We start from the raw sequence: 12,254 nt of genomic DNA, 5'->3' as shown, positions 1-12,254 counted from the left end.
GAGCTTTCAGGCCTCGATCAACACAGCGATTTCCCACCAGGCCGTAGTGGTATAGGCGCGAAGCTGGCGATCATCGGTTGCGGTACGATGTTTTCGATGAAGATGGAGAAGATTGCCGATCTGACCGTGGTTTAAGACGAAACGCTGGCATTGGCGCGCCGGTTTGAACCGCACCATTCGCTTTTCTCGTCGTCGCACAGTAAGGTGAGAGTTCTCTGCGCGATTGTTCAAACCTTTATGCGAGCAATGTTCGACGCCAGGGATCAGCTCAGCTTTCGCATCAACCGGAGAGTGGCCTTCCGATTTCTGCGGCTTTGAAGGATAGCGTCGAGGACGTAGCCGTTGGCATCGACGGCGCGCCATAGCCAGTATCTGTGTCCCTTGATGGACACGACCATCTCATCAAGATGGCACTTGTCGGCAAAGTTGCCGTGCGACTCTCGCCTGATTTCGTGGGCGAACTTGCAGCTGATGAATTTGCGAAACGCTAACCAAGCCGGTTAGCCCGGGTTTCAGGTTTCCATGATCAAATGTCCCTCAACAAAGAGGGTGTCTGCATGTCGAATGCTGTTTTGCGATTCATGCCCAGTCTGAGCCATGCTGTGTATCTTTGGTGTGGGGTGGTGATCATTGCGTTTGCCCTTTCGAGTTTCCTGATCCTGACGATGGCCGGCGTGATTGCCGATGAGGCGCATCTGGAGGGCGAAAAGGCCGTCCTGCGGCGTGATGTCGAGAGTCACCTGACGCTTCTGGCGCGCGATCAGGCGCAGATATCCTATTGGGACACGGCGGTGCGCGCCCTGTCCGAGCCTGTCGACGAGCGGTTCATAGAGGAGGAAATCGCTGGCTGGCTGTGGGATGATTTCAAGATCAACACCACGGTTGTGGTGTCTCCGGACGGTGCGCCTGTGGCCCTGGTTCACAGGGATGAAGTCCTGGAGCCGTCTGCAGGTGATACAGTACTTGCGGGGACTGCGGATCTGGTGGCCAAGGCGCAGCAAAACTACATGGAGCGGCGTAGAGCCAAGAATGGTGGATATGTGATCCCTGGAAACCCGCTGGACGAATCCAACCCGCTCTATGTTGCCGACATTCGCCCGGTCGAAGGGCGGATAAGCTTTGTCGTCGCCCAGGCCATCATCCCCGATCGTGATGTGGTGCTGCCCGATGGTGCACCGCTTGTTCTGGTGACGCTGAAACCGGTGACGCTTTTGTCGGATTCCAGTTTGCATTCCAGCCCTGACCTCGAAGGGTTTGGCTTCGCCACCGGAGACGCGATCCCCCACGGCCACGCTTCCATACCTGTTGGAATTGAGGGGGATCAACATGACATTCACGCAGTCTGGAAAATCGATCATCCATCCGCGGTCATTCTGAACAGGGCGATCGCCCCTTTGCTCGGGCTGCTGGTTGTGGCTTCGGCAGCGGTGCTGCTGGTTGCCAGACGCTCAAGCGCCGCATTGAGCGCGCTGCAGGAGAGTGAAGCCAAGAACCGGTTTCTGGCCCAGCATGACCCGCTGACAGAGCTGCCAAATCGGGTGCAGTTCGATCTGGCACTTGAGGCCATAATCGAGAAGGGTCAGCAGGACCGGTGTGCTATCCTTTGCGTCGATCTCGACCGCTTCAAGGTGGTCAATGATACCTATGGTCATCATGCGGGTGATACTGTCCTGAAAATCATCGGCTCGCGGATCTCACGGACCATTGGCGATGCTGGCATGACCGCACGGATTGGCGGTGATGAATTTATCGTCCTGCTTTATCATGAGTTGGACCGGGAACATGTGCTGCGACGGTGCGAGCAGCTGATCGAAAGCGTTTCTCTTCCAGTTCTTTTTGAAGGGGGAATGGCGGATGTTGGCGCCAGCGTCGGTGTTGCCTGGTGGCCTGACGATGCGCTTACGGCAAAGTCGGTGATCAAGTGCGCTGATGGTGCGCTTTACCGGGCCAAGGAGATGGGGCGCGGGCAAACCTGCTTCGCCAGGCCGGACCTGGCGAATACGAAGACTCCCGACACCCTTCGCGGCGAAGCAGCCTGAAGGGGCCGCTGATCCCGGTTTCCATGTATGTATCTGGCGCTTCCGGCTATGAACCGGTTGGCCGGTCTGCGTGCCGGGTGATGCCCGAGAAGCCGATGGCGAGGGCGATCAGCACGGTGAGGCTGAGGTAGATCACCGCAAAGCCTGTATGTTCGGCGATGAAGCCGATGATCGACGGCGCGAACAGGATGCCGGAATAGCCCATGAAGGTGACAACCGAAATCGCCAGTCCCCGGGGCAGTCCGGGCAGGTTGCCGGCAGCGGAGAACGCGATCGGGACGGTGTTTGCGAGCCCCAGCCCGGTGATTGCGAAGCCCGCAATGGCCCAGGCTGGTGATGGAGCCATCCCGGCCAGGGACAGGCCAAGGATGGCAAGCAGCGATGAAACGCGAAATGTCCGGACCGCGCCAAAGCGATCACGCACCAGGTCTCCCATAAATCGCATCATGGCCATTGCTGCGGAGAATGCACCGAAGGCCAGGCCTGACATGGCCGGACTCGCACCGAGCTCCTGGCGCATGTAAAGCGCGCCCCAATCAAGAATTGCGCCTTCCGGTGTCATCATGATCAGGCAGATGATGCCGGTGAGCCAAACCGTTGCGCCCAGGCCAGACAGACCGCGTGGGCGGGCCGGGTCCTTGGGGTGGTGTGCCGCATCCGCTGGTGCAGTGGTCGGGTCGGCCAGAACACGGGGCCAGGCAAAAGCCACCATAATTGCAGTTAACAGGCTCACAAGCAGCGAATGGGTGAACACGCCAAAGACCGAGATCAGAAGGCCGCCAAGGGCTGCGCCGAGCACGCCGCCCAGGCTCCAGAAGCCATGGCAGGAGGACATGATGGCCCGGCGCTCCTGTTTTTCCACTTCCACGGCATTGGCATTCATGGCGACATCCATGCCGCCGATCAGCGCACCCAGCGCGAACAGCACGAGAGCTGCGGACCAGATGGATGGTGCAAGTGTGAGAACCAGCAGGCTTGGTGTTGCGATTGCCGCCAGAATGCGAACAACCTGCTGGGAGCCGTTTCGCGCGATCGCCACGCCAACAAGCGCCATGGCGCAGAGTGAGCCGATGCCAAAGCAAAGAATCATCAAGCCCAGTTCACTTTCATCCAGCCCGAGACGGGACGCGAATTCGGGGATTTTCGGTGCCCAGCTGCCGATCAGGAAGCCATTGGCGAGAAAAATCAGTGATACGGCCGAGCGTTCCCGGGTCATCAGGCTTCGGATGGCGATGGAGCTTTCGGACATGCGTATCTCGTTTTCAATCGATTTAAATAATGCTTAGCTCGTCTGCACTATCAGGTAAACCGCCTTGCCGGTAACACTCATCGTGACCAAGTGACACATCGTGAAAGCATCGCAAGACCATGGAAAGGGATGTCTTTGTCAAATTGACGTGGTAAGGCCCTCCCCAAATGTTTCCCGCGGCCGGTGATAAACACCAAAGGCCGCAAAAGAAAATGGTTTGGGAGTTTAACGTATGGCGACAGGATCAGCGCGGGATTGGGTGCGGCGTTTGCAACCTTACAGGCAACCCGACAACCGGCGGAGCGCTTTCGAGACGGTTCTGACGCTGAGTCTCCTGATCGGTTTGTGGGTTTTGATGTGGTATGCGCTGTCCTTCAGCGTTGTTCTGGCGCTGATGTTGTCTATTCCGGCTGCGCTGATGATGGTTCGCCTGTTCATTATCCAGCATGACTGTGGCCATGGCTCGATGTTCACGACAGCCAAATGGAATGACCGCATCGGACGTGCGCTCGGCGTGCTGACGCTGACACCTTACGACTACTGGCGCCGTTCGCACGCGATCCATCATGCCGGATCGGGAAATCTCGACCGCCGCGGGGTGGGAGACATCGATACGCTGACGGTCAAGGAATATCTGGCCTTGTCGCGCTTCGGACGCCTCAAGTACCGGCTCTACCGGCATCCACTGGTGATGTTTGGACTCGGGCCGGCATTCATCTTCATGCTCGAGCACCGCTTGCCGGTGGCAGCACTCAAGGACGGTGTCATGTCCTGGACCAGCGTCATGGTGACAAATCTCGCCATTGCTGCGATGTGGATCGGGCTTGGCTTTCTGGTCGGCTTCAAGGCTTTCCTGATCATCCATCTTCCGATCATGCTGATCGGTGCGTCGATCGGGGTCTGGATGTTCTATGTCCAGCATCAGTTCAATCCGACGGAATGGGATCATGCCCCGGAATGGGAGCGGGAGCATTCCGCGCTGCACGGCAGCTCGTTCTACGATCTGCCCAAGCCGTTGATGTGGGTGACCGGCAACATTGGGATCCACCACGTACACCACCTTTCCAGCCGCATTCCGTTCTACCGGTTGCCACAGGTGCTCAGGGATTTCCCGGAACTGGCAGAAATTGGTCGGCTGACGATATGGCAGAGCTTCCGTTGCGTGCCGCTGGCGCTTTGGGATGAAGATCGCCGTCGGCTGGTGTCGTTCCGCATGTTGCGTGAGCGGGTGGCCGCGCCCGCAGCGGCTGCCGCTTGAGGCAGGCCGTGCGGGCCGAATTGCCGGCCCGCAGCCTGTTGCCGATTGTGGCCGGGAGAGCGATTTCCGCTTTTGCTTGTGTATAGGGTGAAAAGCGTGTACGTTGAGCTTATCGATTTTGACCGGACGACTTGGTCGCGGGCCGCTTGACGCGGCGACACGCTCAACACTTCACTTCAATTCGATGACAAACGCACGCGCCGAGCGCTTTCGATAGCGCTCGCGTGAGCAACTACATTCATGGACACAAAGGACCTTCCATGCAAATCGGTACCGTTAAATTCTACAATGATCAAAAAGGCTTCGGCTTTATCGCTCCTGACGACGGCAGCAAGGACGTTTTCGTCCATGCGACCGCTCTCGAGCGCGCAGGCATGCGCGGTCTGGCCGAAGGCCAGAAGGTCTCGTTCGACACCGCCGAAGACCGCCGCACCGGCAAGACCGCCGTGCAGAACATTCAGGCTGCCTGAATAGCACAAACGGTCATCAGTGAGCCTTTGGCTGACTGACAACGTTATCGCGCCCGGAAGCTTCGGCTACCGGGCGTTTTTTATGGGAGAACTCTTCCAAAGCCTCGTTTTTTCAAGACATTGCAACGTCTGGGTGGACAGCTGGTATGTCCGCATTCCGCAAACGCAAAAAACCGGCCCACAGGGAGCCGGCTTTCCATTCAGAATGATTCTGCCGTGAGGCGCCAGGCCGTCGGCGGCAGGAAAGGCTTATGCGCTTTCCTTCGGCGTCAGCACCTGACGGCCGCGGTACATGCCCGTCTTAAGGTCAATGTGGTGCGGACGGCGCAGTTCGCCGGAATTCTTGTCCTCGACATAGGTCGGGGCCTTGATCGCGTCTGCCGAGCGGCGCATGCCGCGCTTGGACGGGGTGGTTTTTCGCTTCGGAACAGCCATGACGAACTCCAGTTCAACATCAAGACATGATCAACGGCCGACCCAGGGGCCGAAACTGACACATGTCGATTTCGGAAATTTGCCGAGCATATACATGGCATTTCCGGGTTTGACCAGCGTGTGGTCCGATTTTTTTGCCTTCGATGGAGTCAAAGTGCGGTTCGACCGGCTCTGCGGGGTCAGGCCTCATCCTCGGCGACCACCCAGGGCTCGGCCCGGCCCGCCGTTTCCCATTCTTGCCAGGCGGGCAGTGCTTTCATGGTGTCCATATAGGCGCGCACCTCCGGCATCGTTTCGAAGGCGTAGACATCAAGCCGGTTGACCACCGGTGCGAACATCGCATCGGCGATGGAAAAGGTGCCGAACAGGAATGGTCCGCCACTCTTCTCAAGGCTTGAGCTCCACAGCGACTGGATGCGGTTTACATCTTTGGCGATGGCTGGCGTGACCTCTATCGGCTTGCGTTCGCGGCGCATGTTCATCGGGCATGCTGAACGCAGCGCCATGAAGGACGACACCATCTCCGAGCTCATGGCCATGGCCTGGCTGCGAAACGCTGTGTTTTCGGGCCAGAGGTGAGATTGCGGATACAAGCGCGCGGCGTGATCGAGGATCGCCAGCGATTCCCAGATGGTCAGGTCTCCATCGACAAGAACCGGCACCTTGCCGGTGGGGGAGAAGGTCTGGAAGTCCGGATTGCCATTCTCCATGTCAAACGGCACCAGCCTCTCCTCGAAGGCAATGCCCGTGGCTCGCATGCCGATCCATGGTCTGAACGACCAGGATGAATAGTTCTTGTTGCCAATGTAGAGAATGGGATCTGGCATGGTTGTTGGGCTTCCTCAAATTTCGACAGACTGGACCGTGAGACTAGAATGTTTCATGCCGGCTCCGTTCCAAAAAGCAAAATTGTTTGAACTCAATCATAAAGGCATTTGATGTATGCGCCGGATTGGCGCGCGCGCCCCTCGATGATTCCGGCCAGCCGCAGCATGCCGCGCGAGGGGTTGGCGGCATTGCGTTTGATCGGGTTGGGCAAGGTTACGGCGAGAAGGGCAGACTGGCGTGCCGACAATTTGGCTGCGGGGACACCAAAATAAGCCTGCGCGGCGGCTTCGATGCCATAGACGCCCGGCGCCCATTCGGCGATGTTGAGGTAGATTTCCATCAGCCGTCGTTTTGACCAGACCACATCCATCCACATGGCCATGGGGATCTCCAGCGCCTTGCGGACCACCGAGCGTGTGCGCGGCAGGAACAGGTTCTTTGCCGTCTGCATCGCGATCGTGCTGGCGCCACGGGTGGCTTCCCCGTCCAGCGCCTCGTCTATGACCAGATTGAGTGCCTCCCAATCGATGCCGGAATGGGTGCAGAACTGTCCGTCTTCGGACATCATTACCGATTGCACAAGCACCGGGGCAACGCTGTCAAAATCCACCCATTGGCGCTCATAGCTGCGGCCTGAAGCCGTTTCGGCCAGCATCAGGGTCGAGACCGGGCGAACCTGGTTCCACGCGTAGAGAGGAATGAGCAGATAGGGCAGCACCAGCACCGCCATCACAATGAAGGCCAGCCAGCCGACGCCGCGCCGCACCCATGAGCGAGGGTTCCGGGCCGAGCCTTTGCGGCGAGGGGTCTCGGTTGCGGTGCGCTTTGCTTTGGCCACCTTGAAGGTCCTGAACGAAGATGCTGGGACGGGGGTTGTTGATGGGCTCGTTCTTAGCGGTCTTGGGCTGCCAAGGCCAGAGCCCGCCATATTACGCAATGTGCATAGGCATTGGCGTTGCGTCCGGACATGCATAAGCCGTTGCCGCAGAGGCTGCCGCATGGCAAGAAACGTCAATGGAAAAATCGGTATCTGACACATTCGCCATTCGCCTCGATTCTGCAGCCGCACAGGTCGCTGCGGCTCTCGAGGCCTTGTTGGGCGAGGCCCCGCTTGATGGCGAAATTGCGCGTCCCGCACATCTGATCCTGGCTATGCGTCACGGGGTCCTCAATGGCGGCAAGAGGTTGCGTCCGTTTCTGGTGATCGAAACAGCACGCATGCTGGGGGCACCGGAGGACGCCGCGCTTCGGGTCGCCGCCGCGCTTGAGTGCATTCATTGCTATTCGCTGGTTCATGACGATCTGCCTGCCATGGACGATGATGATCTTCGCCGCGGCCAGCCCACCGTTCACATCGCTTTCGATGAGGCGACAGCGATCCTGGCGGGCGATGCGTTGCTGACACTGGCTTTCGATGTGATATCAGCGCCGGAAACCGACCTGCCGGCGGACGCTCGCCTGAGGCTGGTCAATGCGCTTTCGCGAGCTGCAGGCGTGGGTGGAATGGTTGGCGGGCAGGCGCTGGATCTTGCGGCTGAACGGGTTAGCCCCGATGAAGCCGGGATCGTGAAACTGCAGGCGATGAAGACCGGCGCCTTGCTGCGTTTTGCATGCGCTGCCGGTGCGATCGCGGCAGGCTGTGATGATGCGATTGTGGCTCGGGTGACGCGCTTTGGGGAGATTATCGGACTTGCTTTCCAGCTGGCTGATGACCTGCTGGATGTGACATCGGATGCCGCCACGCTGGGGAAGGCGGCTGGAAAGGATGCTGCCCGGGGAAAGGGGACGCTTGTTTCGTTGCATGGAGCGCCGGTGGCAAAGCAAAAGCTGGCTGCTTTGGTCGATGAGGCGGAGGCGGTGCTTGCGCCTTTCGGGGACGCTGCCGACACGCTCAGGCAAGCAGCCGGGTTCATCGCCACCCGGGAGAAGTAGAGCCCTTATCTGAATGACCCGAACTGGTGCTTAGCAGCGCCGAAACCCAAGGTTATCGCCTTTCGCGAGTGGAATTTTATTAACTAACTTGCGGCAGTATTCCGTCAAACGAGTGCTGCCAAATCAATGACTGAAGTCTCCAAAAATCATGACGCGACAGCGGTCGCGCGCCGCTCGATTGTTTTGATGCGGATCGGTTACATTGCCTCCCTGACAGCGATGGCAGTGATCTGTACGTTCTTTTTCCTTGAGCAAAAAGAGAAGAACGAAACGATTCAACAAATCGGCGTGGTTGCATCTCAGTTTGCGGAAGCGGACCACGCCTTGCGCGCAATCGCTGATCGAAGCGGGCGGCTGGCGCAGACCTATGAAGACTACCAGGCGGTTGTGGATACCCGCCTGGACGGGGCAACCCTGGCTGAGAAACGCAAGCTGCGTGAATCCATGCCCGTGGATCCGGATATCCTTTCGGCGGTTTCCAGCCAGCGCTTCGCCTTTGAACGTGCACGGTGGAAGGTCCAGCACCTCAACACTGCCTGGGACAATCTGCCAGCCACGCTGACCCACAGAATCCAGATGCGTTCGCGCTACATGAAGGGTGACGACCCGTTTGCCAATCATAGAGCGATGATCAGCGCAGACCGGATCGATGCCGTGCGAACCAAGAAAGACCTCTATTGGTCCGGGCGCGAAATCTACGCCATGTTTGGAGATGTCATCGAACCCTCAAACCTTTTTGTGCATGAGGAGTTCAGGGCGTATATGGCGGAACTGTCGCTGTCGCAGGGTGCGATGCTACAGAAGTTTCTTGTGGTGACCATGGCCATCCTGCTGGTGCTGGGCGGCGGTGTCTTCGTGCCCATCGATATCATTATCCGGCAAATGATCAGCAGGCTTCAGCAAAAGACCAAAGAAACCGACCTGGCCCTGACCAAGGCCAAGGCTGCGGACCGGGCCAAATCCGAGTTCCTTGCAACCATGAGCCACGAAATCCGAACGCCGATGAATGGTGTGCTGGGTATGGCCGAACTGTTGACCCGGACCGATCTTGATACAAGGCAACGCACATTCACCGATGTGATCCTGAAATCGGGGAATGCGCTGCTTGAGATCATCAATGATATTCTCGACTTTTCAAAGATTGACGCGGGACAGATGGTTCTCGCTCCCAAACCGTTCAGTCTTGTCGATACGGCCGAGGACGTGGCCACGCTCATGTCCTCCCGTGTGGTCGAAAAGGACATCGAATTGGCGGTGAGAATTGCGCCGGGACTGCCGGACCAGCTGATTGGCGATCCGGGCCGAGTTCGGCAGATTCTGACCAATCTTGTTGGCAATGCGGTGAAATTCACCGAGCAGGGCCATGTGATGGTCGAGATCAACTGGAAAGATGTTGAGCCGGAGGATGGAGAGGGCGCATCTTCCAGACGGCTTGCGCTGTCAATTTCGGTCAGCGACACCGGCATCGGGATTCCTCCGGACAAGATCGATGCGGTGTTCGACAAGTTCAGCCAGGTGGATGGTTCATCGACCCGCAAGCACGAGGGCACCGGCCTCGGCCTAGCGATAGCGACCCGGCTGGTTGAGCTTATGGGCGGACAGATCAAGCTGGAAAGTACCGTTGGGGAAGGCTCGACCTTCAGCTTCACGGTGGAAATGGATGTTTATGGCGGCGAAACCGAGACCAAGGGGCTGCCTGCGGAAGGTCTTGAAGGAAGCCGTGTCCTCGTGATCGACGACAATGCCATCAACCGGATGATCCTGACGGAACAGATGCGCGGCTGGGGCTTTGACTGTGTGGCCGTCGAAAGCGGTGAAGTGGGTATCAATCTTCTCCGGCATGCGCGTTCAAATCTTGGCATCGGGATTGATCTGTTGGTGCTCGATTTCCAGATGCCTGGGATGACCGGAGGGGAAGTGGCCCGGGCGATACGGGCGGATCCTCTGATTGCGGATACACAAATTCTTGTGTTGTCCTCAATCGATCAGGCCGATCAACTCGAGATGCTCGACAGTCTTTGTGTTTTTGCTCAGTTGGTCAAACCAGTGCGTACAGCTCAGTTGCGTCAAACCGTGCAGGCGGCTCTGCGGCAAGCGGTTAAATCGCAAGAAAGCCGCGGGAGACCCGCGCCAGCGCAAGCAAACGGCGCAGCATTTGATGCGACGGAGGCAACTTCCGTTGCAACGACACAGGCGGCCCGATCAGAGGGACCGATGCAGCCTGTGTCAAATCCGGTGCTTGCTGATGCACCGCCGCTATCGATGCAGCGGGAGGAGCCTCTGGTGCTTGTGGCTGAAGACAACCAGATCAACCAGATCGTCTTCCAGCAATCGCTGCAGGGTATGGGCGTCAATCATGAGCTTGCGATCAACGGTCGTGAAGCGGTCACCAAATGGTCAGAGCTGCGCCCCGACATTGTGTTGATGGATGTTTCGATGCCCGAGTTGAACGGGCTGGAAGCGACGGCCGAAATCCGCGCGATCGAAGCGCGTGACGGGCTTGCACCAACACCGATCATCGCGGTGACAGCGCATACGCTGAAGGGAGACGAAGATCGCTGCCTGGCCGCGGGAATGGATGACTACATGTCAAAACCCATTTCGCCGGAGAAACTGGCGGCGATGATCGAGCGATGGCTGCCCGGCTCGGCGATTGAAGTGGATGTCGCCTGACAGAGCCACTTCCAGTCTTAGTTACCCGTTCTGGCCGAACCGTTTTTCAATATAGTCAGCGACCATTACCTGAAAATCCTCGGCGATTTTCGGGCCGCGTAGCGTTCCTGCCTTCTTTCCGTCAATGAAGACCGGGGCTGCGGGGCTTTCGCCGGTGCCGGGCAATGAAATGCCGATGTCGGCGTGCTTGGATTCGCCGGGCCCGTTGACGATGCAGCCCATGACGGCGACCTGCAAGCCCTCGACACCGGGGTATTTTTCGCGCCAGACCGGCATGTTCTCGCGCAGGTCATCCTCGATGGTGCGGGCGAGCTCCTGAAATACGGTCGAGGTGGTGCGTCCGCAGCCGGGGCAAGCGGCAACCACCGGCAGGAACTGCCGGAACCCCATGACCTGCAGCAGTTCCTGGGCAACCATGACCTCACGGGTGCGGTCTCCGCCCGGTTCAGGCGTGAGTGACACGCGGATGGTGTCTCCGACGCCACCCTGGAGCACAATGCCCATGGCGGCTGCCGAGGCGACGATGCCCTTCGAGCCCATGCCGGCCTCGGTCAGGCCCAGGTGCAATGCGTGGTCCGAGCGACGGGCCAGTTCTCCATAGACTGCGATCAGGTCCTGAACCTGGCTGACCTTGGCCGACAAAATGATACGATTGCGCGGCAGGCCGGTTTCTTCCGCAAGGGCGGCCGAATGCAGGGCTGACTGGATGATTGCTTCCCGCGTGACATCACGGGCGCTGAGAGGCGAGCCGTTCTCAGCATTCTCATCCATCAGCCTGGTCAGAAGCACCTGATCAAGCGATCCCCAGTTGACCCCGATGCGCACGGGTTTGTCGTATTTGATCGCCATCTCGATAATCTCGACGAACTGGCGGTCTTTCTTGTCCTTGAAGCCGACATTGCCGGGATTGATGCGATACTTGGAAAGCGCCTCGGCGCAAGAGGGATGATCAGCCAGAAGCTTGTGGCCGATATAGTGGAAGTCGCCAACCAGCGGAACGTCAATGCCAAGCCGTTCGAGCCGCTCCCGGATCTTCGGAACAGCGGCGGCGCTCTCATCCCGGTCGACAGTGATCCGCACGATCTCGGAGCCGGCATTGTGCAGGGCTGCAACCTGGGCGACAGTTGCGTCCACATCGGCAGTGTCAGTGTTGGTCATCGATTGCACGACAACCGGCGCGCCGCCACCGACAATGACACCGCCGACATCGACAGCAATGCTGGACCGGCGGGCCTGCGGAACAACAAAGGGAGATTCAGTCATGGAGCCCTCGGAATGGTCGCCGCTTCCGGCCATCTGCCATGAAGCTGCTCCCTACCTAATCCGTGTCCATCCCAATTGGAAGATGCTTGATGGCGCAGCGGCCCGGA

At 58.7% G+C, this 12,254-nt stretch carries 10 protein-coding genes and 1 pseudogene; 5 read left to right on the top strand and 6 right to left on the bottom strand.

Features of this window, described 5'->3' with window-relative positions; genetic code table 11:
- Nucleotides 1-6: 6 nt before the first annotated feature.
- A pseudogene (locus HPDFL43_RS21800) lies at nucleotides 7-464 on the bottom strand (DDE-type integrase/transposase/recombinase); the annotation flags it as partial.
- Between the two features lie 93 nt (nucleotides 465-557).
- On the opposite strand from HPDFL43_RS21800, the gene HPDFL43_RS19975 reads away from it, so the two are divergent.
- Complete coding sequence (locus HPDFL43_RS19975) at nucleotides 558-2,039, top strand: diguanylate cyclase domain-containing protein (protein WP_169743269.1); 1,482 nt, start codon at nucleotides 558-560, stop codon at nucleotides 2,037-2,039.
- A 46-nt stretch (nucleotides 2,040-2,085) separates the two neighbouring features.
- Here the strand turns inward: HPDFL43_RS19975 and HPDFL43_RS19970 are convergent, their stop codons facing one another.
- Complete coding sequence (locus HPDFL43_RS19970; RefSeq protein WP_007199233.1) at nucleotides 2,086-3,288, bottom strand: MFS transporter; 1,203 nt, start codon at nucleotides 3,286-3,288, stop codon at nucleotides 2,086-2,088.
- Nucleotides 3,289-3,520: 232 nt separating this feature from the next.
- Here HPDFL43_RS19970 and HPDFL43_RS19965 point away from each other — a divergent pair, with 232 nt between their 5' ends.
- Both HPDFL43_RS19965 and HPDFL43_RS19960 read left to right on the top strand, forming a co-directional pair.
- On the top strand, nucleotides 3,521-4,546 hold the full coding sequence (locus tag HPDFL43_RS19965) for a fatty acid desaturase (protein ID WP_007199232.1): 1,026 nt from the start codon (nucleotides 3,521-3,523) through the stop codon (nucleotides 4,544-4,546).
- 260 nt (nucleotides 4,547-4,806) lie between these two features.
- A complete protein-coding gene (locus HPDFL43_RS19960) occupies nucleotides 4,807-5,016 on the top strand; it encodes a cold-shock protein (RefSeq protein ID WP_007199231.1) in 210 nt (69 codons plus the stop codon).
- Between the two features lie 249 nt (nucleotides 5,017-5,265).
- Here the strand turns inward: HPDFL43_RS19960 and rpmF are convergent, their stop codons facing one another.
- From rpmF to mtgA, 3 genes are all read right to left on the bottom strand, one after another.
- Nucleotides 5,266-5,451, bottom strand: a complete 186-nt coding sequence (gene rpmF / locus HPDFL43_RS19955) for a 50S ribosomal protein L32 (RefSeq protein ID WP_007199230.1) — start codon at nucleotides 5,449-5,451, stop codon at nucleotides 5,266-5,268.
- Between the two features lie 179 nt (nucleotides 5,452-5,630).
- Entirely contained in the window at nucleotides 5,631-6,278 is a 648-nt protein-coding gene (locus tag HPDFL43_RS19950; protein ID WP_007199229.1) for a glutathione S-transferase family protein, read from the bottom strand.
- A 92-nt stretch (nucleotides 6,279-6,370) separates the two neighbouring features.
- On the bottom strand, nucleotides 6,371-7,117 hold the full coding sequence (mtgA, locus tag HPDFL43_RS19945) for a monofunctional biosynthetic peptidoglycan transglycosylase (RefSeq protein WP_007199228.1): 747 nt from the start codon (nucleotides 7,115-7,117) through the stop codon (nucleotides 6,371-6,373).
- Between the two features lie 176 nt (nucleotides 7,118-7,293).
- Between mtgA and HPDFL43_RS19940 the strand changes: the two genes are divergently transcribed.
- Together HPDFL43_RS19940 and HPDFL43_RS19935 are read left to right on the top strand one after the other, a co-directional pair.
- Complete coding sequence (locus HPDFL43_RS19940; protein ID WP_007199227.1) at nucleotides 7,294-8,211, top strand: polyprenyl synthetase family protein; 918 nt, start codon at nucleotides 7,294-7,296, stop codon at nucleotides 8,209-8,211.
- A gap of 126 nt (nucleotides 8,212-8,337) precedes the next feature.
- Nucleotides 8,338-10,884 carry a response regulator gene (locus HPDFL43_RS19935; RefSeq protein WP_007199226.1) on the top strand — a complete coding sequence of 849 codons (2,547 nt, stop codon included), beginning with the start codon at nucleotides 8,338-8,340 and terminating at the stop codon, nucleotides 10,882-10,884.
- A gap of 21 nt (nucleotides 10,885-10,905) precedes the next feature.
- Here HPDFL43_RS19935 and ispG read toward each other — a convergent pair whose 3' ends face one another.
- The gene (ispG, locus tag HPDFL43_RS19930; protein ID WP_040449386.1) at nucleotides 10,906-12,147 is read right to left on the bottom strand and encodes a flavodoxin-dependent (E)-4-hydroxy-3-methylbut-2-enyl-diphosphate synthase; all 1,242 of its coding nucleotides are present in this window, start codon (nucleotides 12,145-12,147) and stop codon (nucleotides 10,906-10,908) included.
- Nucleotides 12,148-12,254 lie beyond the last annotated feature (107 nt).

This window comes from Hoeflea phototrophica DFL-43, assembly GCF_000154705.2.
Taxonomy (GTDB): domain Bacteria; phylum Pseudomonadota; class Alphaproteobacteria; order Rhizobiales; family Rhizobiaceae; genus Hoeflea; species Hoeflea phototrophica.
This window is presented reverse-complemented; position numbering and strand designations above follow the sequence as displayed.

Coding starts and splice junctions, on each gene's coding strand:
- HPDFL43_RS19935 (WP_007199226.1), top strand. CDS start 8,338: ATGACTGAAGTCTCCAAAAATCATGACGCGACAGCGGTCGCGCGCCGC.
- rpmF (WP_007199230.1), bottom strand. CDS start 5,451: ATGGCTGTTCCGAAGCGAAAAACCACCCCGTCCAAGCGCGGCATGCGC.
- HPDFL43_RS19965 (WP_007199232.1), top strand. CDS start 3,521: ATGGCGACAGGATCAGCGCGGGATTGGGTGCGGCGTTTGCAACCTTAC.
- HPDFL43_RS19975 (WP_169743269.1), top strand. CDS start 558: ATGTCGAATGCTGTTTTGCGATTCATGCCCAGTCTGAGCCATGCTGTG.
- HPDFL43_RS19960 (WP_007199231.1), top strand. CDS start 4,807: ATGCAAATCGGTACCGTTAAATTCTACAATGATCAAAAAGGCTTCGGC.
- HPDFL43_RS19950 (WP_007199229.1), bottom strand. CDS start 6,278: ATGCCAGATCCCATTCTCTACATTGGCAACAAGAACTATTCATCCTGG.
- ispG (WP_040449386.1), bottom strand. CDS start 12,147: ATGACTGAATCTCCCTTTGTTGTTCCGCAGGCCCGCCGGTCCAGCATT.
- HPDFL43_RS19970 (WP_007199233.1), bottom strand. CDS start 3,288: ATGTCCGAAAGCTCCATCGCCATCCGAAGCCTGATGACCCGGGAACGC.
- HPDFL43_RS19940 (WP_007199227.1), top strand. CDS start 7,294: ATGGAAAAATCGGTATCTGACACATTCGCCATTCGCCTCGATTCTGCA.